26 protein-coding genes are annotated in these 23,793 nt (G+C 74.8%); 20 read left to right on the forward strand and 6 right to left on the reverse strand.

Translation table 11 applies throughout. The annotated features are described in order from the left end of the window. Positions 1-98 precede the first annotated feature (98 nt). Complete coding sequence (locus ACFWH7_RS00740) at positions 99-1,511, reverse strand: ABC transporter substrate-binding protein (RefSeq protein WP_378214561.1); 1,413 nt, start codon at positions 1,509-1,511, stop codon at positions 99-101. A gap of 171 nt (positions 1,512-1,682) precedes the next feature. Between ACFWH7_RS00740 and ACFWH7_RS00745 the strand changes: the two genes are divergently transcribed. The 6 genes from ACFWH7_RS00745 to ACFWH7_RS00770 all read left to right on the forward strand — a co-directional run bounded on the left by ACFWH7_RS00745 (position 1,683) and on the right by ACFWH7_RS00770 (position 6,840). Next, positions 1,683-3,044, forward strand: a complete 1,362-nt coding sequence (locus tag ACFWH7_RS00745; RefSeq protein ID WP_378214562.1) for an enolase C-terminal domain-like protein — start codon at positions 1,683-1,685, stop codon at positions 3,042-3,044. Between the two features lie 153 nt (positions 3,045-3,197). Continuing rightward, complete coding sequence (locus ACFWH7_RS00750) at positions 3,198-3,542, forward strand: hypothetical protein (RefSeq protein WP_378214563.1); 345 nt, start codon at positions 3,198-3,200, stop codon at positions 3,540-3,542. A gap of 26 nt (positions 3,543-3,568) precedes the next feature. Next, a complete protein-coding gene (locus ACFWH7_RS00755; protein WP_378214564.1) occupies positions 3,569-4,075 on the forward strand; it encodes a hypothetical protein in 507 nt (168 codons plus the stop codon). Between the two features lie 65 nt (positions 4,076-4,140). Beyond that, entirely contained in the window at positions 4,141-5,178 is a 1,038-nt protein-coding gene (locus ACFWH7_RS00760) for a peptidoglycan-binding domain-containing protein (RefSeq protein ID WP_378214565.1), read from the forward strand. Then, on the forward strand, positions 5,175-5,810 hold the full coding sequence (locus ACFWH7_RS00765; protein WP_378214566.1) for an ABC transporter ATP-binding protein: 636 nt from the start codon (positions 5,175-5,177) through the stop codon (positions 5,808-5,810). The genes ACFWH7_RS00760 and ACFWH7_RS00765 overlap by 4 nt, the downstream gene beginning before the upstream one ends. Continuing rightward, complete coding sequence (locus ACFWH7_RS00770; protein ID WP_378214567.1) at positions 5,803-6,840, forward strand: hypothetical protein; 1,038 nt, start codon at positions 5,803-5,805, stop codon at positions 6,838-6,840. Before ACFWH7_RS00765 ends, ACFWH7_RS00770 begins: the two co-directional genes overlap by 8 nt. A gap of 23 nt (positions 6,841-6,863) precedes the next feature. On the opposite strand, the gene ACFWH7_RS00775 is transcribed toward ACFWH7_RS00770, so the two are convergent. Together ACFWH7_RS00775 and ACFWH7_RS00780 are read right to left on the reverse strand one after the other, a co-directional pair. Beyond that, positions 6,864-8,081 carry an ROK family transcriptional regulator gene (locus tag ACFWH7_RS00775; protein ID WP_313662661.1) on the reverse strand — a complete coding sequence of 406 codons (1,218 nt, stop codon included), beginning with the start codon at positions 8,079-8,081 and terminating at the stop codon, positions 6,864-6,866. A 91-nt stretch (positions 8,082-8,172) separates the two neighbouring features. Next, on the reverse strand, positions 8,173-9,762 hold the full coding sequence (locus tag ACFWH7_RS00780) for a GH39 family glycosyl hydrolase (protein ID WP_378214568.1): 1,590 nt from the start codon (positions 9,760-9,762) through the stop codon (positions 8,173-8,175). Positions 9,763-9,932: 170 nt separating this feature from the next. On the opposite strand from ACFWH7_RS00780, the gene ACFWH7_RS00785 reads away from it, so the two are divergent. The 3 genes from ACFWH7_RS00785 to ACFWH7_RS00795 all read left to right on the forward strand — a co-directional run bounded on the left by ACFWH7_RS00785 (position 9,933) and on the right by ACFWH7_RS00795 (position 12,046). After that, positions 9,933-10,715 (forward strand): deoxyribonuclease IV, encoded by a 783-nt coding sequence (locus ACFWH7_RS00785; RefSeq protein WP_378214569.1) that lies wholly within the window; start codon positions 9,933-9,935, stop codon positions 10,713-10,715. Between the two features lie 4 nt (positions 10,716-10,719). After that, positions 10,720-11,133 carry a VOC family protein gene (locus ACFWH7_RS00790; protein ID WP_378214570.1) on the forward strand — a complete coding sequence of 138 codons (414 nt, stop codon included), beginning with the start codon at positions 10,720-10,722 and terminating at the stop codon, positions 11,131-11,133. A 67-nt stretch (positions 11,134-11,200) separates the two neighbouring features. After that, positions 11,201-12,046 (forward strand): M15 family metallopeptidase, encoded by an 846-nt coding sequence (locus ACFWH7_RS00795; RefSeq protein WP_378214571.1) that lies wholly within the window; start codon positions 11,201-11,203, stop codon positions 12,044-12,046. A gap of 44 nt (positions 12,047-12,090) precedes the next feature. On the opposite strand, the gene ACFWH7_RS00800 is transcribed toward ACFWH7_RS00795, so the two are convergent. Next, positions 12,091-12,681, reverse strand: a complete 591-nt coding sequence (locus ACFWH7_RS00800; protein WP_378214572.1) for a COG4315 family predicted lipoprotein — start codon at positions 12,679-12,681, stop codon at positions 12,091-12,093. 205 nt (positions 12,682-12,886) lie between these two features. Here ACFWH7_RS00800 and ACFWH7_RS00805 point away from each other — a divergent pair, with 205 nt between their 5' ends. From ACFWH7_RS00805 to ACFWH7_RS00825, 5 genes are all read left to right on the forward strand, one after another. After that, positions 12,887-13,573 (forward strand): YceI family protein, encoded by a 687-nt coding sequence (locus ACFWH7_RS00805; RefSeq protein WP_378214573.1) that lies wholly within the window; start codon positions 12,887-12,889, stop codon positions 13,571-13,573. Positions 13,574-13,593: 20 nt separating this feature from the next. Further along, entirely contained in the window at positions 13,594-14,100 is a 507-nt protein-coding gene (locus ACFWH7_RS00810; RefSeq protein WP_378214574.1) for a sigma-70 family RNA polymerase sigma factor, read from the forward strand. After that, positions 14,097-14,825: a zf-HC2 domain-containing protein gene (locus ACFWH7_RS00815; protein WP_378214575.1), complete on the forward strand. Its 729-nt coding sequence runs from the start codon at positions 14,097-14,099 to the stop codon at positions 14,823-14,825. The genes ACFWH7_RS00810 and ACFWH7_RS00815 overlap by 4 nt, the downstream gene beginning before the upstream one ends. Before the next feature lie 125 nt (positions 14,826-14,950). Beyond that, on the forward strand, positions 14,951-16,102 hold the full coding sequence (locus ACFWH7_RS00820) for a glycosyltransferase family 2 protein (RefSeq protein WP_378214576.1): 1,152 nt from the start codon (positions 14,951-14,953) through the stop codon (positions 16,100-16,102). 92 nt (positions 16,103-16,194) lie between these two features. After that, on the forward strand, positions 16,195-16,359 hold the full coding sequence (locus ACFWH7_RS00825) for a hypothetical protein (RefSeq protein ID WP_378214577.1): 165 nt from the start codon (positions 16,195-16,197) through the stop codon (positions 16,357-16,359). Positions 16,360-16,410: 51 nt separating this feature from the next. Here the strand turns inward: ACFWH7_RS00825 and ACFWH7_RS00830 are convergent, their stop codons facing one another. After that, complete coding sequence (locus tag ACFWH7_RS00830; protein WP_378214578.1) at positions 16,411-18,267, reverse strand: cation:proton antiporter; 1,857 nt, start codon at positions 18,265-18,267, stop codon at positions 16,411-16,413. 254 nt (positions 18,268-18,521) lie between these two features. On the opposite strand from ACFWH7_RS00830, the gene ACFWH7_RS00835 reads away from it, so the two are divergent. Both ACFWH7_RS00835 and ACFWH7_RS00840 read left to right on the forward strand, forming a co-directional pair. After that, entirely contained in the window at positions 18,522-19,913 is a 1,392-nt protein-coding gene (locus ACFWH7_RS00835) for a sensor histidine kinase (RefSeq protein ID WP_378214579.1), read from the forward strand. Beyond that, positions 19,910-20,611 carry a response regulator transcription factor gene (locus ACFWH7_RS00840; RefSeq protein WP_463054444.1) on the forward strand — a complete coding sequence of 234 codons (702 nt, stop codon included), beginning with the start codon at positions 19,910-19,912 and terminating at the stop codon, positions 20,609-20,611. The genes ACFWH7_RS00835 and ACFWH7_RS00840 overlap by 4 nt, the downstream gene beginning before the upstream one ends. Here ACFWH7_RS00840 and ACFWH7_RS00845 read toward each other — a convergent pair. Then, a complete protein-coding gene (locus tag ACFWH7_RS00845; protein ID WP_378214580.1) occupies positions 20,587-21,309 on the reverse strand; it encodes a DUF2306 domain-containing protein in 723 nt (240 codons plus the stop codon). The genes ACFWH7_RS00840 and ACFWH7_RS00845 overlap by 25 nt on opposite strands. A gap of 156 nt (positions 21,310-21,465) precedes the next feature. Here ACFWH7_RS00845 and ACFWH7_RS00850 point away from each other — a divergent pair, with 156 nt between their 5' ends. From ACFWH7_RS00850 to ACFWH7_RS00865, 4 genes are all read left to right on the forward strand, one after another. Continuing rightward, the gene (locus tag ACFWH7_RS00850) at positions 21,466-21,921 is read left to right on the forward strand and encodes a hypothetical protein (protein WP_378214581.1); all 456 of its coding nucleotides are present in this window, start codon (positions 21,466-21,468) and stop codon (positions 21,919-21,921) included. 1 nt (position 21,922) lies between these two features. Beyond that, positions 21,923-22,156 carry a helix-turn-helix transcriptional regulator gene (locus tag ACFWH7_RS00855; protein ID WP_378214582.1) on the forward strand — a complete coding sequence of 78 codons (234 nt, stop codon included), beginning with the start codon at positions 21,923-21,925 and terminating at the stop codon, positions 22,154-22,156. After that, positions 22,153-23,154 carry an NAD(P)-dependent alcohol dehydrogenase gene (locus tag ACFWH7_RS00860; RefSeq protein WP_378214583.1) on the forward strand — a complete coding sequence of 334 codons (1,002 nt, stop codon included), beginning with the start codon at positions 22,153-22,155 and terminating at the stop codon, positions 23,152-23,154. The genes ACFWH7_RS00855 and ACFWH7_RS00860 overlap by 4 nt, the downstream gene beginning before the upstream one ends. Before the next feature lie 101 nt (positions 23,155-23,255). Then, on the forward strand, positions 23,256-23,771 hold the full coding sequence (locus tag ACFWH7_RS00865) for a mycothiol transferase (RefSeq protein ID WP_378214584.1): 516 nt from the start codon (positions 23,256-23,258) through the stop codon (positions 23,769-23,771). Positions 23,772-23,793: the final 22 nt, after the last annotated feature.

A 23,793-nucleotide genomic window follows, 5' to 3' on the forward strand; every position in this document is an offset into this window, starting at 1 on the left:
GCCGCCCTGCCGCCCCCCACCCCCCCGGCGGCCCCCCGCCCCCCCCCGCCCCCCCGCGGGGGGGCCGGCCCCCCCGGCGGCGATCGTCGCGGGGGTGGTCACTTCGACTGCGACCAGAACGTGTCGATGAGCGTGGCCACGGTCGTCGAGACGGCCGCGACGTCCTGCGTCGCGAGCGGCGTCAGCTCCATGACGGCGTCGCCCACCTGGGCCGCGTCGTACGCCGCGGGGCGGTACGACGTGTCACCGGGGTTGTAGGCGTTCTCGCCCTCGCCGAACGCGCCGATCATCGCGCCGAGGACCGGGCCGACCGTCGAGGACGGGTCGTCGCCGAGGTCGACCGGCGGGACGTCGAGCGCGTCCTGGGCGAACGTGGCCGCCACGTCCTGCTCGGACAGGTACTTGATCCACTGGAGCGCGCCGTCCTTGTTGCCCGTGGTCGCGGAGACCGACAGGCCGGTGAGGCCGAACGGGGCGAGCTGGAGGTCGTCGATCGCGCCGCCCTCGGGGGCCGGGACCGGGAACGTCACGATGTTCTCGGCGTCCATGCCGTTCTGGGCGAGGAAGGCGAGGGTGAACGTGCCGCCGATGTCGAACGTCGACTTGCCCTGCGCGAACGCGATGTCCGCGTCGTCGATCGTCAGCGACTGCGTCCCCGGCATCCAGTAGGGCTGGATCTGGTTGTACGTCTCCAGCACCTTGACGCCGTGGGGCGACGCGAAGTTCTTGGCCGGGTCCTGGCCGAACAGGGCGCCGAAGTCGTCCTTGCCGAGCTGGCCGTAGGCCATCGGCTGCATGAGCCACTCGAGGCCCGTCGTGGACGACTGGAAGCCGATGCTCACGCCGCCGTCGTCGGGGTTCGTCTGCTTGACGGCGTCGAGCGCGGCGACGAACTCCTCCCAGGTCTTGGGGGCTTCGGTGACCCCGGCCGCCTCGAGGCGCTCCTTGTTGGCGTAGACGATGCCGAACGTCCCGATCGTGAAGGGCACGGAGAACCGCTGGCCCTCCTCGATCCCCGCGGTCTTGGAGCCCTCGGCGAGCGACTGCTCGTAGTACGCCGGGGTGACGGTCCCGTCCTCCGCGACGGCGGGCAGGAAGCGCGAGCTCCAGTCGTCGTCGACGTCGTCGGACAGGTCCTCCAGCAGCCCAGCGCCCCCGAACGTGAAGTCGTCGCCGTGCGTGTGGACCTCCATGACGTCGGGCAGGTCGCCCGTCTGCGCGGCCGCCTGCACCTTGGTGATGAACGCGTCGTCGGGGGTGTACGCCTGCACGTCGACCGAGATCCCGGTCTCCTCCTCGAACGTCTTCGCGGCGTTCTGCAGGGGCTCGACGTGGGACTGCTTGAAGGTCCACATGGTCAGGCTCTCGGGGTCGCCCTCGCCGGAGCCGCCGCCGTTGCCGCCGCCACCGGCCGGCCCGCTGCACGCGGCGAGCGCGCCGGCGAGCAGGGCGGAGGTGGCGATGGTCGCGGTGATGCGGGCGGGGAACGGACGACGTCGGTGTCGGTTCACGGGAAGCCTCTCGGTCCACGGGCGACGCCGGGGCAGCGTCGCGGTTCCGGAAACATAAATCAATTCGATGTACAGTGTCAACGACGGCGACCGGACGCCCCCTCGCCCGGCCCCGCCCACCGTCGCGCGGAAGGCCCCGCGCGTCCCCGAACCCGCGGAACGAGGTCATCGATGACAGCAGCGCAGCAGCCCGGCACGGACGGCACCGGGGCCGCCCTCCCCGAGGTCGGGACCGAGGTCGTCCGGGAGGTCGTCCGGGAGGTCCTCGCCCCCGCGCCGTGGACGCCCGAGCGCTCGGGCGCCGGGGACGAGGGCCTGCGGATCACCGCGGTGCGCACGTTCCTCACGGGCCCGCAGGGCTGCCCGTACGTGGTGGTCCGCGTCGAGACCAACCAGCCCGGCCTCTACGGGCTCGGGGACGGCAGCGACCCGCAGCGCCCCGTCGCTACGCGCACCGTGATCGACGAGTACCTCGGCCCGATGCTCGTCGGCCGCGACCCGTCCGACATCGAGGACCTGCACCGCCTGCTCCTCAACAGCGGCTACTGGCGCGGCGGCTCCATCGAGCACAACGCGCTCGCGGCGGTCGACGTCGCGCTCTGGGACCTCAAGGGCAAGGTCGCCGGCCTCCCCGTCCACCAGCTCCTCGGTGGCAAGGCCCGCGCGTACGCCGACGCCTACACGCACGTGGACGGCGCCGGCGCCGCCGAGGTCGCCGAGAAGGTCCTCGCCGCCGTCGAGCGCGGCTACCGGCACGTGCGCGTCCAGGTCGCCGTCCCCGGCCGCGACACCTACGGCACCGCACCCCGCGACGAGGCCGAGGCCGCGCGCCGCCGGGCCCGCACCGACCGCTGGGACACGCTCGCCTACCTGCGCCACGTGCCCGGCATCCTCGCCGACGTGCGCGACCGCGTCGGTCCCGACGTCGAGCTGCTCCACGACGCCCACGAGCGCATGACCCCCGCCGAGGCCCGGCAGTTCGTGCGCGCCGTCGAGGACGCCCACCTGTTCTTCCTCGAGGACGCGCTCGCGCCGGAGGACGCCGCCCACTTCCCCGAGCTGCGCGCCGCCGGCACCACCCCTCTCGCGGTCGGCGAGCTCTACCACGACCCCCGCGCCTACCTCCCGCTGGTCGCGGGTCGGTCGATCGACTTCGCGCGGATCCGCATCCCCACGCTCGGCGGGCTCACGCCCACGCGCAAGCTGGTCGCCGTGTGCGAGATGTTCGGCGTGCGCACCGCCCCGCACGGGCCGGGCGACGTCACGCCCGTCGGGATGGCGGCCAACATGGCGCTCAACATCTCCTCCCCCGCGTTCGGCGTCCAGGAGGCGGCGACCTTCCGCGACGCGACGCTCGAGGTCTTCCCCGGCGCCCCCGTCCCGACGGACGGCCACCTGCTCGCGCCCGAGGCCCCCGGCCTCGGCGTCGACTTCGATGAGGCCGCGGCCCGGAGGTACCCCGTCGGCGCCCCGCTCGAGCACGACCGCTGGGCCCTCCTGCGCGCCACCGACGGCAGCGCCCACCGCGCCTGACGCACCGACTGCCAGGGATGGCTCTGAGTTGCGGAGCCGCACGCCACGTCAGGATCCGGTGTTTTGTTTTCCGGGGTTGTGCAATATCGGCAGCGCCCCTACCTTGAGCACCACTGTCCGATGTTCGACGACGAATGTTGAGGGGAAACAGTGATGCGCAAGGGAACGAAGGGGGCCTCGGCGCTCCTTGCGGTGGCGGTCTCGGTAGGGCTGATGGTGTCGACGGCGGCACCGGCGTCGGCCGGACTGGCGTCGCGGCTGTGCAGCACCGGCGGTGAGGTGTTCGGCGCCTCGAACTCCTCGACGGTGCAGTCGGCGGCGAGCGGAAACTGCGGCACGGTGGGCGTCCGGGGCTACTACACCCACGTGGGCGGGGCGTCGTGGACCACGTGGACCTACCAGAGCGGCTCCAACGCGGTCGCCAAGCGGACCGGTACCAACTTCACCAAGGCGAACCACAGCGGGGCCGGTACCGGCACGTTCACCACGTACGTGTGATGCCGCGGTTCGCACGCTGCCCCGGCATGCTCGCGGGAGCCGTCCTGGGCGCGCTCCTGGTGGCGAGCTGTTCCGGCACGGGCTCCGGCTCCGACGACGTCCCGCACTTCGACGCGTTCAACGCCGACGAGGACCTCTCGCTCGCCAGCCCGGCGCAGCGCGAGGCGCTCGCGGACGGGGAGGTGACCCAGGACGAGTACACCGAAGGGTTCGAGCGGTTCAGGGCCTGCCTGCGCGCCGAGGGCTACGAGCTGCGTGACGTCGAGCTCGTCGGAGTCGTGTGGCAGGCCGGGATCCCGACGGAGGCGGTGGACTCGGGCGTCGAGGGCGAGTGCTACCCGCGCGAGTACAAGTTCGTCGACATGGTCTGGCAGACGTCGCACAGCGAGGAGACCACGTTGTTGGAGGCGTTGCGCCACTGTCTGCGGGAGCGCGGCCTGGGCGTCCCGTCGACGATCGACGAGGCACAGCGGGCCGTCGCCGGCGCCGGCCTGGAGGAGGCGACGTGCGTCGCGGAGTACGACGCCCTGTGAGGAGCGACCGATCTCGCGGCTGGGTTCGCCTGGTCCCCTTGGTGGCGCTGTGGGCGGTGCCCGTGGTGGCCGTCGCCGTAGCGTTCCCGCTCGTCGACGCCGCGGAGGAACGGAGCGTCGCCGTGGCCGCGCCGACGGTCGTGGAGGTCGGCGCCCGGTCCGAGGACGGACGGATCGCGGTCGAGGTCGCGACGGTGCGCGCGGAGGCGCCCGAGGTCCGTGCCCCGGCGGCAGGCGTCGTCACCGCTCTCGCAGAGCCGGGGCCCGTCGAGCCCGGCGCGGCGCTGTTCGCCCTGGACGGTGTCGACGTCCTTGCGTACCGCGGCAGCCCCTTGTGGCGCGACCTGGGCCCGGGTGACCGCGGTGCCGACGTGCGGGCGCTCGGGGACTACCTCGTCGCGCTCGGCCACCTGGACCCCGCGCGGGTCGACGACCGGTACGGCACGGCGGTGCGCGAGGCGGTCCGCGCGGTGCAGGACCGCCTCGGGGTCCCCCAGGACGGACGGTTCCGCACCTCGTACGTCGTGCGCGTCGACGACGCCGTCCCGTCGGTCGCCGGTCCCCTCGTCACCCTCGGGGACCGCGTCGAGGCGGGGGACGCGGTGCTTCAGGGCGCGCAGCCGGTGGAGGCGCTCACCGTCGCCCCGATCGCCGAGGGCGGCGGGCTCGGGCAGCTGGGGCGAGAACCGGTCGTGCTGCGCCTCGGCGAGGTCGAGGTGCCCATGTCCAGCACGTCGCCCCAGGGAGCCGAGCTGGCCGAGCTGGTGGCGGTGCTCGAGGACGCCGCCGCCACGGGCACGATCGAACGAGTCGTCGACGAGTCGACGTCGACGGTGCGCTACCGGGGCGGGATCCTCGCCCTGCAGGACGCGGTCGAGCGTGGCGCCGTCCCCTCGACGGCCGTGCGCGTGGACCACGACGGCGCGACGTGCGTCCTGCTCAGCGACGGAGACGCGGCAGGCGCACGCCCTCACCGGCTCGAGGTCGCCGAGCCCGGGAACGAGCTCGCGACGGTCCTCGTCGACGCGGACCTCGTCGGCGCCCACGTGCTGCGCGACGCGACCCAGGCCACCGGGACGCCAGGGTGCGGGGAGGGACCGTGAGGGTCGACGTGATCGACGCCGCGATCGCGTTCGACGCCGTCACGGTGTTCTCCGGGCTCACCGCGACGTTCGACCCCGGGCGCGTCACCGCTCTCGTCGGTCCCTCGGGGAGCGGTAAGTCATCGCTGCTCGCCGCCGTCGCGGGGTATCAGCATCTCGCCGCGGGGCGCATCGAGCTCCACGATCCCGACGGGACGAGCCGACCGCCCGCGCCCGGCGTCGTCGCCTGGGTACCCCAGGGGTCCAACGCGCTGGGACGCCGCTCGGTCCTCGACAACGTCCTCGTCGCACCGCTCGCGGCGGGCCGCCCCGGACGGGAGGCCCGGGACACCGCGCGCGCCGCGCTCGACCAGGTCGGGCTCGCGGACCGGGCCGGCGACCAGGCTCGGCGCCTGTCCGGCGGCGAGCTCCAACGGGTCGCGCTCGCGCGCGCCCTCGCGTCGGGCAAGGAGCTCATCCTCGCCGACGAACCGTCGGCGAACCTGGACGCCGCCAACACCGAGCTCGTCGCCCGGATCCTCGCCGGGCTCGTGTCGCACGCGACGATCGTCCTCGCGACCCACGACCCCACGCTCGTCGCCGCCGCCGACGCGACGGTCCCGCTCCGGCCCCAGGCGGTCGTCCGTGCGTGACGGCTGGCGCGTCACCGACCTCGCGCGCGAGGCCCTGCGCAACACCGTCGGTCGCTCCGCCCGCATGCTCCCTGCCGTCGCTCTCGCCGTCGTGCTCGGGTCGGGGACGGCGGCCTTCGTCGCGCTCGAGACCGCGTCGCTCCAGGACGAGCTGGACGACCTCGCCGGGCGAGGGCGGGGCGTCGTGAGCTACATGCAGGCAACTCCAGATCGACCCGCACTCGTCTCGCGCGCCTCGTGCGAGGCGCTCGCGCGAGCACCCGGGGTCGAGGCCGCGGGCGCGGTCGTCCCGGGCGGCAGCGCGCTCGTCGTGCCGGTCGGCCCGGACGTCCCTGTGCAGCGCGCATCAACCTCTCTCGTGCCCGGGCTCGCCGACGTCGACGCCCTCGTCGGCGGGGGCCTGCTGGACCAGGCCGGAACTGCGGACCAGCGAGTTCTCGTCGGCGACGAGACGCTCGAGTCCGCGCAGGCCCCGACCTTGCGTGAGGGGGTCGGGACAGGACGATCCATGACCGTGCCGCTCCGTCCCGACGACGCCCTGGTCGAGCGCTGCGTCGTCGTGCTCGATCCCCTGGTGGCCCTCGACGACGTCGCCGCGACCCAGATCGCCACGCTGCACGTGAGCGGCAACGCCGTGGTCGGCACCGAGGCGCTGCGGGCGACCAGCGACCCGGTGCAGGCGTTCCTCGACCGTCCGAGCCGCTTCCTGCCCGTCCTCCTGGGACTCCTCGGCGCCGTCACCACCGCTGTCATGTACCGGCTGCGCGCGAGCGAGCTCGCGGTCTACCGGCTCTCGGGCACGTCCGCACGCTCGCTGCTCGTCCTCGTCGCGCTCGAGAGCCTCTTCGTCGCGGGCGTCGCCGCGACGGCGACGACGCTGGCCGCCGTCGCGCTCCACGCCCGGTTCCTCGATCCGACGACGCCCGTCCTGTGGGGGCTGGTCCTCGCCGGGACCTGGGCCGCCGTCACCCTCGTCGCAACCGTGGACCTCGCGCTCCGACGCCCGACGGACCTCGCGAAGGACCGCTGACCCCGGTCGGCGGGACCTCGCCCTCAGCCGAGGAGGAGGGCCTGGGGCTGGGGCGAGAGGGTCTGGTCGAGCACGAGGCAGGCGGCGCCGACGGCGCCGACGTCCTCGCCGAGGTGCGTGCTGACGACGCGGATGTCGTGCATCTTGTCGACGAACGGCGAGCTGGAGATCATCGGCTCGACCGTCGCGAAGAACCGGCGTGAGAGCAGCGGCCAGTTGGGGCCGCCGAACACCACGAGCTCGGAGTCGAGGAGGGCCGCGGCGGCGGCGACGCCCGTGCCGACGCGGCGCGCCCAGCGGTCGATGATGACCTGCGCGCCGCGCTCCCCCGCCGCGGCGAGGTCCACGAGCCGGGCGAGCTGCTCGCCCTCGACGCTCGGGCCTCGGCCGGGGACGGCGTCGAGCACTCCCGCGGAGACCGCCTCGTTGACCAGGGCGCGCGTGGTGCAGTTCGCGTCGAGGCCGCCGACCTCGCCGGCGTTGCCCGACGCACCGCGCAGCACGACGTCGTCGACCACCACGCCCATGCCCGACCCGGCGCCGAGGTAGAAGAAGAGGAAGTTGCCCGAGTGGGTCGCCGCGCCCGCCCACCGCTCGGCGACCGCGGCGGCGATGACGTCCTTGTCCATGAGGACGGGGAGCCCGGTCGCCTCGGCGAGCCGGTCGCGCAGCGGGACCCGCCCCCACCCTTCGAGCCGGGGCGGGTCGACGACGGACCCGCTCGCGAGGTCGATCGGCCCCGGCACGGCGATGCCGAGCCCGAGGATGCGGTCCCGGTCCGCGCCGGACGCGTCGATGACGGCGTCGATCGTCTCGGCCATCGCGGCGATGGTCGACTCCTGGTCGACCACCGCGGGCGTGGGGCGCCGGAGGCTGTGGACGACGCGGCCCGCGAGGTCGAGCACCACGTACGTGATCACCGCCGGGTCGAGGTGGACGCCGAGCGCGTACCGGCCGCCGGGCACGATCTGGAGCACGGTGCGCGGCTTGCCCGCGCGGCCGCTCTTCTTGCCCGCCTCGGCGACGAGGCCCGACTCGAGGAGCCGGCGGCAGATGTTCGAGACCGTCTGCGCCGACAGGCCCGTCGCGCCGGCGAGCTCGACGCGGCTCAGCCCCTCGGGCGCGCGCCGGATCGCGTCGAGGATGACGGACTCGTTGAAGTCGCCCATGCGCGGCAGGTTGGTACCGCGGCGCGCCGCGGACTGCGCGCCCGCCTGCGGCTCCGCCTGGTCGATCGTCACGCCCTGCCTCCTTGCTCGCGCCCGGTCGACGACGACCGGGCCGGGCGCCCGCCCCGCCACATCTTCCCACCGGCGGGCACGGTCCGGCCCCTCACGCGACCTGTCGGGCGAGGAGGAGCGACCAGGGCGCGAGCGTGCGCTCGACCCGCAGGACGCCGTCGGCCGGGACGACGACGGACTCGCGCCGCGTCGCGCGGGCGGCGGTGTCGAGGAGCGCAGTCTGCTCACGCGTCGGGGACGACGGCGCTCCCATCGCGCGCCACGCGGCGACCGGGTTGGCGTGCTCGGGGTCGAGCGTCTCGAGCTCGACGACGGCGCCGGGCGCCAGGCCTTCGACGACGAGCGCGACGTCGAGGGGTGATCCGGCCGACTCCGTCTCGTCGGCGACGGTGCGGTCGTCGAACGAGGCGGGGACCGAACGCGTGACCTCGGCCGGGTAGTGGTGCACGAGCGCCGTCACGCGGCCGGTCGCGTCGTCGCGCGTCACGACGCCGTCGTCGGCGGTCGCGAGCAGGGTGCCGCCGAGCGCGTGCAGCATGCGGTAGGCGTGGAACGTCGGCTTGGGCACGCCCTGGAGCGTGATCATGCCGAACCCGCCGTGGAACATCTCGTCGCCCGCGCCGCCCTCCTCGAAGACGTCGGTGAACGTCCAGTACGCGAGCGAGTCGACGGTCCCGATCGAGCGGAGCACGGAGCGGACGACGTAGACGGCCGCCGGGACGGTGTCGTGCGTGAAGTCTCGAGGCGAGGACGACGAGTTCCACTCGGTGAGGTGGATCTCGGCGTCGGGGAACGCGCTGGCGTCGACCAGGCGGCGCAGAAGGGCGAGGTCCTTCGGGGTCGCGTCGACCTCCCGCGTCAGGCGCGCGCCCTGGCCGTGCTCGTCGAGCGCCCAGTCCGTGGGGTACGGGTGGGTCGAGACGAAGTCGACCGGCAGGTGTTCACGCTCACAGAAGTCGAGGAACGCCTCGAGCCAGACCGGCTTCCAGTCGAGGGAGTCGAGATCGGCGCCGAGCGTGGCCTCGTGCACCTGGAAGTCCTCGGTCTCGCCGTCGAAGCGCGCGTCGGGGACGAAGTTCGACGTCGCCGGGCCGCCCACGCGCAGGCGCTCGTCGACCGCCTTCACGGCGCGGGCCGAGGCCGCGTAGAGCGCGAGGTACTCGCTGCGCGTGCCGCGGAAGAAGCCGCGCAGGTTGGCCTCGTTCCACACCTCGAAGTACCACTCGCGGACCTCGGCGAGGCCGTAGCGCGCGACCCAGTGCTCGACGAGCGAGCGCACGAGGAACGACCACCGGTCGAGGTCGACGGGGGGCGCGCCGTGCGCGCCCCACCAGAACACGGTCTCCGTCTCGCGGGCGAGCGCGCGGGGGCTGAAGCCGAGCTCGACGAACGGCCGCACCCCGGCGTCGAGCAGGGCGTCGAAGAGCGCGTCGACGTACTGGAAGTTGAGGACGGGCGTGCCGTCCTCGCGCTCGGTGTAGACGAACATGTCGTCGTGCAGGAGCCCGTGGAACCGCACGTACTCGAACCCGCACTCCGCGCGCACCGTCGCGAGGTGGCGCTGCCAGTCGGCACGCAGCCCCTCGTTCGCGCGCCCGGCGCCGACGACCGTGCTCCAGAAGTGGGCCAGGGGTCGCCCCGCCTCCGTCGCGCTCGCGTGCAGGGTGATCGGCTCGGCCACTCGTCCTCCTCGTCGGGGTGCGCGCGACGTGCCGGCGCACGGGCGCTCGACGCGCTCGCGCCGTTGCGACGAGTATAAATCAAACTGATGGATTTTCTGCTCGGCGGTGCCGGCCTGCCACCTTCCGGCCTGCTCCGCGTCCGTGGGCGGGTCCGCGTAGGTTGGTCCCCATGCGGATCGGAGCCCACCTCGACCAGTCGGACGTCGTCGCGCAGGCCGCGAGCATCGGCGCGGACGTCGCCCAGATCTTCCTCGGCGACCCTCAGTCCTGGAAGGGACCGGAGTTCACCTTTCCGGGCGGCGCGGAGGCCCTGAAGGACGCCGCCGCAGCGGCGGACCTCGAGCTCGTCGTGCACGCCCCGTACGTCATCAACGTCGCGAGCCCCAACAACCGGATCCGGATCCCGAGCCGCAAGCTGCTCCAGCAGATCGTGGACGGCGCGGCGGCGGTCGGCGCGACGGGCGTCGTGGTCCACGGCGGGCACGTCACCGCCAAGGAGGACCCGGAGAAGGGGTTCGACAACTGGCGCAAGGCGATCGACGCGCTCCAGACCGACGTCACGGTCTACGTCGAGAACACGGCGGGCGGGGACTTCTCCATGGCGCGCCGCCTCGAGCGCATCGAGGGCCTGTGGGCGGCGATCCAGCAGGCCGACGGCGCCGAGAACGTCGGCTTCTGCCTCGACACGTGCCACGCGTGGGCGGGCGGCATCGACCTCACGACGGCGGTCGACCAGGTCCGCGCGATCACGGGCCGCGTCGACCTTGTGCACCTCAACAACAGCCGCGACACCGCGGGCTCCGGCGCGGACCGCCACGCCGGTCTCACCGCCGGCACGATCGACCCGGAACTCCTGCTCGGCGTCGTGCGTGCGGCCGGGACGTCGGTCGTGTGCGAGACGCACGCGGACGTCCCCGCCGACGTCGCGTGGCTGCGCGAGCAGGTCGGCTGACCCGGTGGGCGACGCGACGCCGATGCGGCTGCACAACACGACGATCGACACGCGCGACCCCCGCGCGCTCGCCGAGTTCTACCGCCGGCTCACCGGGTGGACCTACTGGCCGGGACACGAGGTGCCCGACCCCGAGGGTGACCGCTGGCTCATGCTCGAGGTCCCCGGGAGCACGTCACGACTGGCGTTCCAGCGGTCCGACGCGCTCGTCACGCCGTGGCCCGGCGGCGCGCGCGTGCACGTGGACCTCTGGGTGCCGGACCTCGATGCCGCCCACGAGCACGCGCTCGCGTGCGGCGCACGGCCGCTGACCGGCACGCCCGAGGAGGAGGGTCACACCGAGGACCCGTTCCGCGTCTACGCCGACCCCGAGGGTCATCCCTTCTGCCTGTGCGCCCCGCCGCTCGACCACCCGTGAGCCGACGCCGGTCCCGCTGACCGGGTCTGGACGAGCCGGCGCACGGGCCCCGGCGGACACTGGGACCATGCGCCCGCCCTCGGATGCCCGCACGGCGCTCGTCGCGACGCTCGTGCTGCTGGCCATGAGCGTGCCGGCCGCGTGCTCGTCGGAGTCGCCTGCCCCGACGTCCTCGGTCGGTGCCCCGAAGGGGGTCGCGACCGCGCCGCCCGGCCGGTCGGCGGCTCCTGACCCGGCGGCGTCCGCGCCGTCGACGCCGTCCGCCCCGGCGGCGACCGCGTCACCGGTGCCGGACGAGGCGGCACCCGCTGCGGCGGCGGCCGAGGCGGTTCCGCCGGAACCCACCTTCACCGCGACGGTCTCCGCGATCGGCGCCGACGTCGCCGCACGCATGACGCCGACGTCCTGGCGCGAAGGCTGCCCGGTGCCGCTCTCCGACCTGCGGTACCTGACGGTGAGCCACCGCACGTTCGAGGGCGACGTCGCGACCGGGGAGCTCGTCGTCCACGCGGACGTCGCGGACGGAGTGACCGACGTGTTCCGCGCGCTGTTCGACGCCGGATACCCGATCCGGTCGATGCGCCTCGTCGACGACTTCGGCGGGGACGACGACGCGAGCATGGCGGCGGACAACACGTCCGCGTTCAACTGCCGACCCGTCGCGGGCACGGACCGATGGTCCGAGCACTCGTACGGGCGTGCGATCGACCTCAACCCCGTCGAGAACCCGTGGGTCCGCGGCACGGCGGTCGCACCGCCCGCCGGTGCCGCCTTCGTCGCGCGCGAACCCGCGCCCGGCGTCATCCTGCCCGACGACGTCGTGGTGCGGGCGTTCGCCGCCGCCGGCTGGTCGTGGGGCGGGTCCTGGGAGAGCCCCGTGGACTACCAGCACTTCTCGACGACCGGGCGGTAGCGGGAGGCGCGCCGCTCGCCCACGCCCGGACCCGGGCCGGGCGGTCAGTAGCCCGACCCGGCTGCGGGGGCCGCGTCCTTGATCTCGGTGCCGTCCGGTGCGACGACCCACCAGACCTCGTTCACTCCCTGGCCGGACACGTCGCCCGGGGCCTGGTCGCCCGCGTACGTGTAGACCGGGCGGCCGTCGACCGTGACCTGGAGCTCGCCGTCGACGCCGGTGATCGTGCCGACCTCGGCCGTGACGCCCTCGACCTCGGGCTCCGCGCTCTCCGCGTGGACCGCGGGCCACGCGGCGGCGCACTCGCCCTCGCACGCGCTCGTCCCCGAGCCCTTCGTGTCCTGGTCGTAGTAGTAGACGGTCATGCCCCGCCCGTCGACCACGACGGTGCCGAGCGAGGTGTCGTCCGTACCGAGCACCGGCCCGGCTCCCGACGCGCCGTCGCCGGTCGAGTCGTCGTCGGTCGACGTCGGCCCGGAGGAGGTGGGGCTGTCGTCGTCACCGCCCCCGTACAGGCCGCCGCCACCCCCACCGGAGCAGCCGCCGAGCACGCCGACCAGCGCGGCGACGAGCACGACGGTGGGAGCGGCGCGGACGGAGCGGGCCGGGACGGTGGTGGTCAGGGTGCGTCGCATGTCGACTCCTCGAGAGGACGGTCGGGGTCGCGAGCACGGCCCCTACTCTCACGACGTCGCGACGCGGCGCGAGGTTCAGCCGGCCGACGCGCGTCCTGCGAACCGACGGTGCGGGCGCCCGGGACGGATCCGGGTGAACCGATCGGCCGGCTGCCTCGTCTCCCTGGGTGACGGGGTCGACGGAGGATGATCGGGAGGAGCGGACGTGCGCAGGAGGACGAAGGTGCTGGTGGGGGTCGGGGTCGGCGTCGTGGTGCTGGGCGGTGCTGCCATCGCGTTCGGCCCGGGCCTGTACGCGGACTGGAACAACCGCGCCGCGGCCGAGGAGCCGACGCTCGACGCGGCGTCGGGCGACGCCGGCGCGCTGGACCCGGCGAGCCTCGCGGGCGACTGGACCGTCGCCGACGGCTCGTACGCGGGGTACCGCGTGCACGAGGTGCTCCAGGGCGAGGACGTCACGGTGACCGGCCGGACGGACGAGGTCACGGGGTCGTTCACCGTCGCCGACGGCGCGCTCACGGACGCGACGATCGAGGTCGACATGGCGAGCGTCGCGACCGACGAGCCGCCGCGCGACGCGTACTTCCGGGGCGACGCGCTCGAGGTCGGCACCTACCCGACCGCGACGTTCGCGCTCACGTCACCCGTCGAGCTGCCCACCGGCTCGAAGGACGTCGAGCTCGCGGGCGACCTGACGATCCACGGCGTGACGCAGGCCGTCACGGTCGAGGCGCAGGTCGGCACGACGGCCGACGGCGTCCAGGTGGTCGGCAGCGTGCCGATCACGTTCTCCGACTTCGACGTCGAGGCGCCGAGCCTAGGGTTCGTCACGGTCGACGACGCGGGCAGCGTCGAGTTCGGCCTCGACCTCGTGCCGGCGTCCGGGTCGTGACGGACGGGGAGGTGCCGCGCGTGCGCGCCGACGCCGACGACCTGCTGCGGGCGGTCCACGCCGCGCACGGTCGGGCGCTGGAGCGCTACGTCGCGCGCCTCACCGACGACCCGGCGCAGGCGCAGGACGTGGTGCAGGAGACGCTGCTGCGCGCGTGGCGCCACCCGGAGGTGCTCGAGCGGCCGGAGGGCTCGGTGCGCGCGTGGCTCTTCACGGTCGCGCGCAACCTCGTCGTCGACGAGCTGCGCAGCGCGCACCACCGCCGCGAGCTCGCGAGCGCCGACGTGCCCGACCACGGCGAGGCGGACGCGACGCAGGCCGTCCTCGACGCGTGGCTCGTCGCGGACGCGCTCGTGTCGCTCTCGCCCGAGCACCGGGCCGTCGTCGTCGACGCGTACTACCACGGGCGTTCCGTGGCCGAGATGGCGTCGGCGCACGGCGTCCCGCCCGGGACGGTGAAGTCCCGCATGCACTACGCGCTCCGCGCGCTGAGGCTCGCGCTGCAGGAGAAGGGAGTCTCGTCATGACCACCACCCCTCCCCCGGACCCGTACCGCGAGTGGGACGCGGCCTACGTGCTCGGCGCGCTGAGCCCGCGCGACCGGCGCGCGTTCGAGCAGCACCTGGCCACGTGCCCCGCGTGCCGCGAGGCGGTCGGCGAGCTCGCCGGCATGCCCGGCATCCTCGGCATGCTCACCGCCGAGCACGCCGACGCGCTCGTGGACGGCACGGGCGACGCGGGCGCCCGGGGCGACGCACCGGGCGGGTCCGACGGCGTCGTCGTCCCGCTCGCGGTCGTCGCGGCCGGTGCCCGGCGCCGTCAGGTCCGACGCCGCGCGCTGCTCTCGGCCGCCGCCGTCGGGCTGGTCGTCGCGGGGGTCGCGGGCGGCGTCGCGGTCTCACGGCCCGACGACGTCCCGCCGCCGGTCGCGACCGGCACGACCGAGGTCGCGCTCGAGCCGGTCGGCGCCGCGGACGTGCGCGCCGAGCTCACGCTCACCCCGGCGGCGTGGGGCACGCGCCTCGACTGGTCGTGCTCGTACCCCGTCGGGGAGTGGGAGGACGGCGCGACGTACGAGCTCGTCCTCGTGGACGACGCCGGCGCGCGCGAGGTCGTCGCCACGTGGTCGTCGACGGACGCGGGGTCGTCGGACGGGCTGGGCGCGTCGTCCGCCGTCCCCGTCGACGGGATCGCACGCCTCGAGCTCGGGGTCGTGGGGCTCGACGGCGCGCTGGCCGCAGCCGACGTGTGAGGCCGGACGGAACCTCAGGAAAAGCGCTGGTTGAATCCTCAACCAGCTTGCGGGAACACTGAGCAAGATCGCGCCGATCCCTGCAGACGCCCCGCGGGAACGCTGAGGCGCCCCCCGGAGGCTCCTTGTCGACAGCACTCGTCGACCTGGAGCACCTGGTGAACACCACTACCGCACGCACCCCCCGACCCGGCACCGAGGCGGCCGCCCGCCCCCACGTGCGGCCCGTCGCGAGCGTCGTCGTCATCATCCCGGCGCACGACGAGGAGCAGGCGCTGCCCGCCACCGTCGCCTCGCTCGCAGCCCAGACGCGGCGACCCGACCGGGTGCTCGTGGTCTCGGACAACAGCACGGACGCGACCGTCGAGGTGGCGCGCGCCGCCGGCGCCGACGTCATGGAGACCGTCGGCAACACGGCGCGCAAGGCCGGCGCCCTCAACCAGGCGATCGCGTCCGCGACCGAGGACGTCGTCATGGTCCTCGACGCCGACACGACGATCGCCCCCGCGTTCGTCGAGGAGGGCCTCGCCGTCCTCGCCTCCGCGCCGCACGTCGCCGCCGTCGGCGGCGTCTTCCGCGGCCGGCCCCCGCACGGCTACCTCCAGTACTGCCAGGCCAACGAGTACACGCGCTACGGCGTCCAGGTGGACGTGACCGGCCGCACCGCCGTCCTCACCGGGACCGCCGCGCTCGTGCGGCGCGCCGCCCTGGAGGAGGTCGCCGCGGCCCGCGGCACCGTGCTCCCCGGCGAGCGCGGTGACGTCTACGACCGCCACGCGATCACCGAGGACTCGGAGCTCACGCTCGCGCTCCGCACCCTCGGCCACGAGCTGCGCTCCCCCGTCACGATGACCTGCACCACGGAGCTCATGCCGACGTCGGGCGACCTCCACCGTCAGCGCGTGCGCTGGTACAAGGGCATGCTCGACAACCTCGGCGAGTACGGGCTCACGCGCACCACGTGGCGCTACGTCGGTCAGCAGGTCATGCTCGCCCTGGGCACGCTCATGATGGCCGCCTACCTCCTGCTCACGGCTGTCACGCTCGTCACCGGCACCTTCACGCTGTCCCCGCTGTGGGCGGCCGTCGGTCTCGTCTTCGTCGCCGAGCGCCTCGTCACCGTGTGGGGCGCGGGACGCCGGGCCCGGCTCCTCTCCGTCCTGGTGCTCCCCGAGCTCCTCTACGACCTCGCCCTGCAGCGCGCGTTCGTGCACGCCGCGGCGCTGTTCGTCACGCGTCGGCAGACGACGTGGAACCACGTCGCCGCCTCCGCCTGACCCCCTCCCCCCACCTGTCGGCTCCGCCCGGTGCGCGCTCGCGCCCGGGGCGTCGTCGGCGTGCCCATCACCCGTCCCGGAAGGACAGCACCATGTACAACTCGACCCTCGCCCAGACCGCCCCCGTCCTCGCCGTCACCGGCGTCGCGACCGCCTTCCACGTCGTCGCCGCCTGGACGATCCTCGTCGCCGGCCTCGCGCTGGTCACGACCGCGCGCGTCCTGCGCCGCCGGGCGATGGCCCGCACCGCGCGCTGACCTCTGGCCTCCCCCGGTCGCGCGCGAGCGCCCCGGGGCGCTCAGGGGGGCTCAGTCGTCGTCGCCCGGCACGTACGGGCCGCGACGCAGCTCGAGGTCGATCTGCTCGGCGTCGAGCAGGTCGAGCGCGTGCCGCAGGGCCTGCGAGCTGTACGCCCCGGAGGTCCGCGCGGCGAGCAGCGCGACGCGCTGCGCCGCGATCGCGCGCAGGCGCAGCTCCTTGTACTGGGCGAACAGCTCGGCCGACGTCGCGGCGTCCGTGTCGCGGTTCTCCAGCTCGCGCACGACGTCGCGGCGCACGCGGGCGACGACGTCGCCGTCGTACGTGCTCCCGTCGGACCGGCGCAGGTCGGGCGCGTCGATGACGGCCACGGCGGCGGCGTCGAGCTCGACGCGGACGGCGCCGCGGTCCTCGTCGGCCCGGGACGACCCGCCGGCCAGGCCCAGCCGGCGGACGACCCACGGCAGCGTGCCGCCCTGGACGACGAGCGTGCCCGCGGCGACGCCGAATGCGACGAGCACGAGGAACGACCGCTGCGGCGTGTCGGTGGGCAGGGTCTGCGCCGCGGCGAGCGTCACGACGCCGCGCATGCCCGCCCAGACCAGCAGCGTGCCCTCGCGCCACCCCAGCGGCTCCGCCGTGAGGTAGTCGATGTCGGCCGCGCGGCGGCGCAGCGAGGTGCGGATGCGCCCGACCCGCGCCTGCGGGACCTCCTTCGGCCCGCCCGTCCGGGGCGCGTCGCGGTGACGCCCCGAGGGCTCGTACGTCTCGAGCGGCGCCTCGGCCGGACCGAACCGCGCGTCGATCTTCTCCTGCATGCCCTGGATCACGCCACGCATCGACTCGCCGCGGCGCGCGCGACGCGCCAGGGACCGCAGGAGCGTCGCGACGTACGCCGACCGCACGACGAGGATGACGACCGCCGCGAGCGCCGCGATCCCGACGGCCCGCCACAGGCTCCCGTGCGCCTCCTGCACGTCAGTGACGAGCGCGAACAGCTCGAGGCCCATGAGGAGGAAGACGCCGCCCTCGAGGAGCAGCTCGACCGTGCGCCAGTTCGACTCCTCGGCGAGCCGGTGCTGGGGGCGCAGGTACTTGGCGGCGCCGTTGCCGGTGACGAGCCCGGCGGTCACGACCGCGACGAGGCCCGACGCGCCGAGCTCCTCCGTGGGGAGGTACGCGATGAACGGGACGACGAACGAGACGGCGGTGCTCAGCGCCGGGTTGGCGAGCCGACGTCGGACGGTGAGGCCGACGAACCCGACGAGCGACCCCACGAGCACCGCGACGACGACGGCGAAGACGAAGTCGCCCGCGACCGCCCAGAGCGAGAACGCGGGAGCCACTCCGTCGCTGGCCACCGTGAGCGCGATGGCGGCGATCGCCGACCGCAGGAGCACGAGCGCGGAGGCGTCGTTCAGCAGGCTCTCGCCCTCCAGCAGCGTGACGACGCGCGGCGACGCCCCGAGCCGTTTGACGATCGACGTCGCGACGGCGTCTGTCGGGCTGACGATCGCGCCGAGCGCGAAGCCGGCCGCGAGCGGGATGCCGGGGATCAGCCACGTGAAGAGGTACCCGAGCAGCACCGTGCTGAGCAGCACCAGCACGACCGAGAGCCCGCTGATCGCGGTGAAGTCGCGCCGGAAGTCCATCGTCGGCAGGCCCACCGCGGCCGAGTAGAGGAGCGGCGGCAGGATGCCCGCGAGGATCCACTCGGGCTCGAACTCGATCTCCGGCACCGCGGGCACGAAGCTCACCGCGACGCCGACCGCGACGAGGACGAGCGGAGCGGCGACGCCCGCCTTGGGCGCGAGGATGTTCACGCCGACGATCGCGACGACCGCGAGCGTGCCCACGACGATGAGGGAGAGGATCTGCTCCTCGGTGAGGCTGAACGGGAACTCCATCGGCACCTCCGGCGGCCGCGGCAGCGCGCGGCTCGGCGCGCGGGGACGGGTCCACGCTAACCGCCCGGACCGCCGTCGGGCCGCGCGCCGAGCCCGGGACCAGGGTCCACGGCACCGTGCCGAACCCGGGTTCGCTCCTCACGGCGGGCTGGTCGTGGGGAGGGATCCCGGGTTCGGCACCCTGCGGGCGGTCGACAGCGGGTCCTCCTCAGGACGGTGGCCGCCGCCGGGTCGGGCGCGCGAGGATCGGCGGCATGAACGCCGTCGCCTCTCCGCCGCAGGACGCTCCGGTCCGGCCCGTCACGCCCGACGTCGCGACGGGCCGGTGGGCACGCCTCCAACCCTGGGTGCTGCCCGGCTTCCTGGCGCTCGTCGTCGGGCTCTTCCTCCTCGCAACCCCGACGTGGGGCCGGTCCGGGGCTGCCGGGCTGTGGGAGTCCCCCGTCCTCACGGACGACCTCCTGCTCGGCGCCGGCCTCGTGCTTCCGCTGCTCGACCTCTGCGTCGTCGGGGGCGTGCTCGTCTCCCGCCGCTCTCCCGTGCTCGGCACGGCACTCGCGACGCTCCCGTTCGTCACCGTCGTGGTCACGGGCGCGTTCGTGTGGGGCTGGTGGCTCGGGGTGCTGTGCGTCGCGGTGGTGGCAGCCGTCGACGGTTGGCGCCGGGCCGTGATCCCCGGCCTCGTCGCGATCGGGCTCGCGGGGCTGTACGCGTGGCTGCCGATCGTCGCCCTGCTGCCGATCGGGCCCGTGTGGGCGGTGTCGAGCAACGACCCACGATGGACCGAGATCACGGAGTCCGGCACGACGAGCGAGATCTCCTCCGCGCCTGGCGACCACCTGATCGTCTGGGTGCTGTACTGCTTCTGGGGCGTCGCCGCGATCGCCGTCGCAGCGCTCCTCGGGACCCAGGCACGGTGGCGGGGGGCCGCACGTCGTGCGGCCGTCGCGACGCGGCGCGCCGCCCAGGCGCAGGCCGTCACCGCGGAGCGGGCGCGGGTGGCGCACGACCTGCACGACGTCGTCGCGCACCACGTCTCGCTCGTCGCCGTGCGGGCGGAGTCGGCGCCGTACGTCCACCCGGAGCTCGACGACACCGCGCGCGCCGTCCTCGCCGACATCGCGACGGACGCGCGCGAGGCGCTGGGCGAGCTGCGCCAGGTGCTCGCGGTGCTCCAGCGCAGCGAGGACGCCGCGCCCGACCTGGCGCCGCAGCCGGGGGCGGGGGACGTCGTCGGACTGGTCGAGGCGGCACGGGCGGCGGGCCAGGACGTGACGCTCACGGGAGGGTTCGACGCCGTGCCCGCCGCACCGGGCTACGCGCTCTACCGTGCCGCGCAGGAGGCGCTGACCAACGCGCGGCGCCACGCGCCCGGCCGTCCCGTCGTCGTCGACGCGCGGGTCGTCGGACCGGACCGGCACCGCACGGCGGTGCTGCGGGTGACGAACCCGGTCGACGGCGCGGAGCAGAGCGGCGCGGGCGCGGCCGGGCGCGGCCTCGCCGGGATGCGCGAGCGGGTCGAGGCTCTGGGCGGCACGCTCTCGACCGGGGTGGGCGACGACGGCGCGACGTTCGTGGTCGAGGCCCGCATCCTGCTCGTCGGGGTCGCGAGCCCCGTGGCGTCCGAGCCCGTGGCGAGCGCGTGAGCCCGCACGCGGCACCGCCGGACGCGACGCCCGCGACGATCGACCCGCCCCGCACGCCGGTGCGCGTCGTCGTCGCGGACGACCAGCCCGTCGTCCGGCACGGGTTCGCGGCGATCCTCGACGCCGCGGACGGGCTGGAGGTCGTCGGGTCCGCGGGCGACGGGTACGAGCTGCTCGACGTCGTCGCGGCGGTCGAGCCCGACGTCGCCGTCGTGGACGTGCGCATGCCGCGACTCGACGGTCTCGCCGCGACGCGCGAGCTCGTGGCGCGGCACCCGGGCACCCGGGTCCTCGTGCTGACGACGTTCGACCTCGACGAGTACGTCTACGACGCGCTGCGGGCCGGGGCGAGCGGGTTCCTGCTCAAGGACGTGCCGGCGCCGCGCCTCGTCGAGGGCGTGCGGCTCGTCGCCGACGGCTCGATGCTGCTGGGCCCGAACGTGACGCGCCGCCTCGTGGGCGACTTCGCGGCGCGCTCCGCGAGCCGCCCGTTCCCCGGCGTGGACGACCTCACGGCACGCGAGCGGGAGGTCGTGCTCGCGGTCGCGCGCGGGCTGTCCAACGCCGAGATCGGGGCGGAGCTGTTCATCTCCGAGACGACCGTGAAGTCCCACGTCTCGGAGTCCCTGCGCAAGACCGGCTGCCGCGACCGCGTCCAGCTCGTCGTCGCGGCCTACGAGTCGGGGCTCGTGCGCTGACGTCGGCGGCGGCGCCGGACGAGCAGCTCCGCGACGACGAGGTTGGGCACCCAGGAGAGGAACGGCGCGAGCGCGTACGCGCGCTCGAAGGCGACGTCGGGGTCGACCGCGTCGCCGAGGGCGAGCGCCTGGGCGACGACGAGCGCCGTCGTCCACAGCCGCAGCGTCACGCCGGCGTAGGTGAGCGCGAAGCTGCGCGTCATCCAGTCCTGGTGCGCGGCCACGTCGCCGCCGCGGACCGCGCGGTAGCCGCGCCACGTCGTCCACAGCCACAGGACGGCGAGCGCCCCGAAGCCGAGCGTCCCGACGAGACCGGCCTGGTTGACCGGGACGAGGACGAGCCCGGCCGCCCCGCCGACCGCGACGGCCGTGACGTAGGCCCGTCCCGTCCAGCGGTGCACGCCCGGGTGCCGGTGGCGCAGCCCGGCCCAGAGCTGGAGCGGGGCGCACACGAGCGCGACCCCGCCCGCGACGACGTGGGCGTAGAACGCGCCCAGGACGAACCCCGGCGCCCCGGCGTACGCGGCGGCGAGCCCGACGTCGTCGCGGGCCAGCGCGGGGAGGGACGCCGTGAGGTACGGCAGGACGGCGAACGCGGCGACGGCGAGCGACGTGAGGGTCAGCGTCGCGACGGCGGTGCGGGTGCCGCGCGCACGCGGGACCACGGGCGCAGGGCGGACGAGCCGGGTGGCGGTCATGACGGCACCGAACCACGCCGGCTCGCCCCGACGGATCCGGGAACGCCCTGGTCGTGGCCCTGACCGCTCCCTGAGCGGCGGGTGCGCGGGGACACCCCGCGCGCCCAGTCATGTCAAGAACTCTTGACATGAGGTCTAGTCCGCCTTACCTTCGCCATGTCAGCAATCTTTGACATCGAGACGGGAGCCGGCATGTCGTACGAGGAGAAGGGCACCTGGGTCTACCTCGTCGTGAGCGTCGTCGTGTACGCCGCGTACGTCGGGGTCGTGCTGTCCCGCGCGGACGGCGGGCCGCTCGCGGACGTCGCGTACGTGGCCCCGCTGCTGTGGTCGATCGGGACCGCGATCGTCGCGGCGATCGTCGTGCGGGTCGTGGTGGAGATCGCCCGCCCCAGCGAGAGCTACCGCAGCGACGAGCGCGACCGCGACCTCGCACGCCGCGGCACCCTCGCGGGCCAGTGGGGCGTCGTCGCCGGCGCGCTCGGCGCGCTCACCCTCGCCCTCGCGGAGGCGGACACGTTCTGGATCTCGAACACGATCTACCTCGGCTTCGTGGTCATGGCGGTCGTCTCGTCCGTCGTCACGCTCGTCGCCTACCGACGGGGGGCGTGACGTGGGAGGGAAGCCGACGCGCGTCACGAACACGATCCGCGCGCTCCGCTTCGCGCGCGGCGAGATGACGCAGGCCGAGCTCGCGGAGCGCGTCGGCGTGACGCGCCAGACCGTCATCGCGATCGAGCAGGGTCGCTACTCGCCGTCGCTCGAGACCGCGTTCCTCATCGCCCGCGCCCTGGACGCCCCGCTCGACGAGGTGTTCGCCTACCCCGGCGAGGAGCCGGTCCGATGAGGGCGGCGACGTCCACCACCTACGGACCGCCCGACGTCGTGCGCATCACGACGCTCCCCGACCCCGTCCCGGGCCCTCGCGACCTGCTCGTGCGCAACCGCGCGAGCACGCTCGCCGCTGCGGGCGTCGCCGCGCGCAGCGGCACGCCGTGGTTCGCGCGGCTCGCGTTCGGCCTGCGCCGGCCGCGCTACCCCGTGCTGGGCGGCGAGGTCGCGGGCGAGGTCGTCGCGGTCGGAGCCGAGGTCGCGGGCTTCACCGTCGGCGACCGGGTCACCGCGCTCACGCGCAGGGGTGCGGGCGCGCACGCCGAGCTCGTCGTCGTCCCGGCGGACGGCGCCGTCGTCCCGACGCCGCGCGGTCTCTCCGACGTGGACGCCGCGGTCCTGGCCGCCGGGCCGCTGACCGCGCTGCCGTTCCTCACCGACCACGCGCGGCTGCGACCCGGCGCACAGGTCCTGGTGATCGGCGCGTCGGGGTGCGTCGGGACGGCGGCGGTGCAGCTCGCCGTGGTCGCGGGCGCGCACGTCACCGCCGTGTGCGGGCCGCGCGGCCTCGACCTGGTGCGCGCGCTCGGCGCGGCGGAGGTCGTCGACCGCACGCAGCGGGACGCCACCGCGAAGCCCTCCGCAGCCGGAGCGGTGGACACAACACGCTACGACGTCGTCTTCGACGTCGCGGGCGCGTCGTCGTACCGGAGGTGCCGGAACCTGCTCACGGACGACGGGGCCTACCTCACGACCGTGCCGTCGGCCGCGATCCTCGCGCGCACCCTGTGGAGCGCGCGCCGCGCGGGCGGCCGGCGGGGCGTCGTCGCCTTCACCGGCCTGAAGTCCACCGAGCTCCAGCGCGCAACCCTGCGCGAGGCGCTCGCGCTCGGGTCGTCCGGCGCGCTGCGCGCCGTCGTCGACCAGGAGTACCCGCTCGACCGGATCGCGGACGCGCACCGGCACGTCGAGCACGAGCACAAGGCGGGCACCGTGGTCGTCGCCCTCGGGTGAGGTGCGCACCCGCCGGCGCCGGGACGAGCCGTTCGGGTCGCGACCGCGCGCGGGTCGTCGGAGGCTGCTGGGGACGGTGGCCGACGACGAGAGGGAGAGACGTGGACGCCCGCACGATGCTGGAGGACCTCTTCGGCCGGATCGGACCGACGACGACCCGCGCCGTCGACGGTCTCGGGGAGGACGCTCTCGCCGCGCGCCTCGACCCCGGCGCCAACACGATCGCCTGGCTCGCGTGGCACCTCGCGCGGGGCCAGGACGCGCAGGTCGCCGCCGCGGTCGGGCGCGAGCAGGTGTGGACGCGCGACGGCTGGGCACGCCGGTTCGACCTGCCGTTCCACGACGGGGCGACCGGCTACGGGCAGTCGGCCCAGGACGTCGCCCGCGTCCGCGCGAGCGACGACCTCCTGCTTGGCTACGTGCACGCCGTCCAGGTCGAGTCCCACGACGTGCTCGCCGCGCTGACCGACGAGGACCTCGACCGCGTCGTCGACGAGGCGTGGGACCCGCCGGTCACGCTCGGCGTCCGGCTCGTGAGCGTCGCGGTGGACAGCCTCCAGCACGCGGGCCAGGCCGCCTACGTGCGCGGCGTCCTCGAGCGCTCCGGCCGTGCCTGACGACGCGTCAGACGGGTACGCG

It is taken from the genome of Cellulosimicrobium cellulans (assembly GCF_042723955.1).
Taxonomy (GTDB): domain Bacteria; phylum Actinomycetota; class Actinomycetes; order Actinomycetales; family Cellulomonadaceae; genus Cellulosimicrobium; species Cellulosimicrobium cellulans_H.

Coding starts and splice junctions, on each gene's coding strand:
- ACFWH7_RS00745 (WP_378214562.1), top strand. CDS start 1,683: ATGACAGCAGCGCAGCAGCCCGGCACGGACGGCACCGGGGCCGCCCTC.
- ACFWH7_RS00800 (WP_378214572.1), bottom strand. CDS start 12,681: ATGCGACGCACCCTGACCACCACCGTCCCGGCCCGCTCCGTCCGCGCC.
- ACFWH7_RS00835 (WP_378214579.1), top strand. CDS start 18,522: ATGAACGCCGTCGCCTCTCCGCCGCAGGACGCTCCGGTCCGGCCCGTC.
- ACFWH7_RS00850 (WP_378214581.1), top strand. CDS start 21,466: ATGTCAGCAATCTTTGACATCGAGACGGGAGCCGGCATGTCGTACGAG.
- ACFWH7_RS00825 (WP_378214577.1), top strand. CDS start 16,195: ATGTACAACTCGACCCTCGCCCAGACCGCCCCCGTCCTCGCCGTCACC.
- ACFWH7_RS00860 (WP_378214583.1), top strand. CDS start 22,153: ATGAGGGCGGCGACGTCCACCACCTACGGACCGCCCGACGTCGTGCGC.
- ACFWH7_RS00755 (WP_378214564.1), top strand. CDS start 3,569: ATGCTCGCGGGAGCCGTCCTGGGCGCGCTCCTGGTGGCGAGCTGTTCC.
- ACFWH7_RS00750 (WP_378214563.1), top strand. CDS start 3,198: ATGCGCAAGGGAACGAAGGGGGCCTCGGCGCTCCTTGCGGTGGCGGTC.
- ACFWH7_RS00795 (WP_378214571.1), top strand. CDS start 11,201: ATGCGCCCGCCCTCGGATGCCCGCACGGCGCTCGTCGCGACGCTCGTG.
- ACFWH7_RS00830 (WP_378214578.1), bottom strand. CDS start 18,267: ATGGAGTTCCCGTTCAGCCTCACCGAGGAGCAGATCCTCTCCCTCATC.
- ACFWH7_RS00815 (WP_378214575.1), top strand. CDS start 14,097: ATGACCACCACCCCTCCCCCGGACCCGTACCGCGAGTGGGACGCGGCC.
- ACFWH7_RS00785 (WP_378214569.1), top strand. CDS start 9,933: ATGCGGATCGGAGCCCACCTCGACCAGTCGGACGTCGTCGCGCAGGCC.
- ACFWH7_RS00845 (WP_378214580.1), bottom strand. CDS start 21,309: ATGACCGCCACCCGGCTCGTCCGCCCTGCGCCCGTGGTCCCGCGTGCG.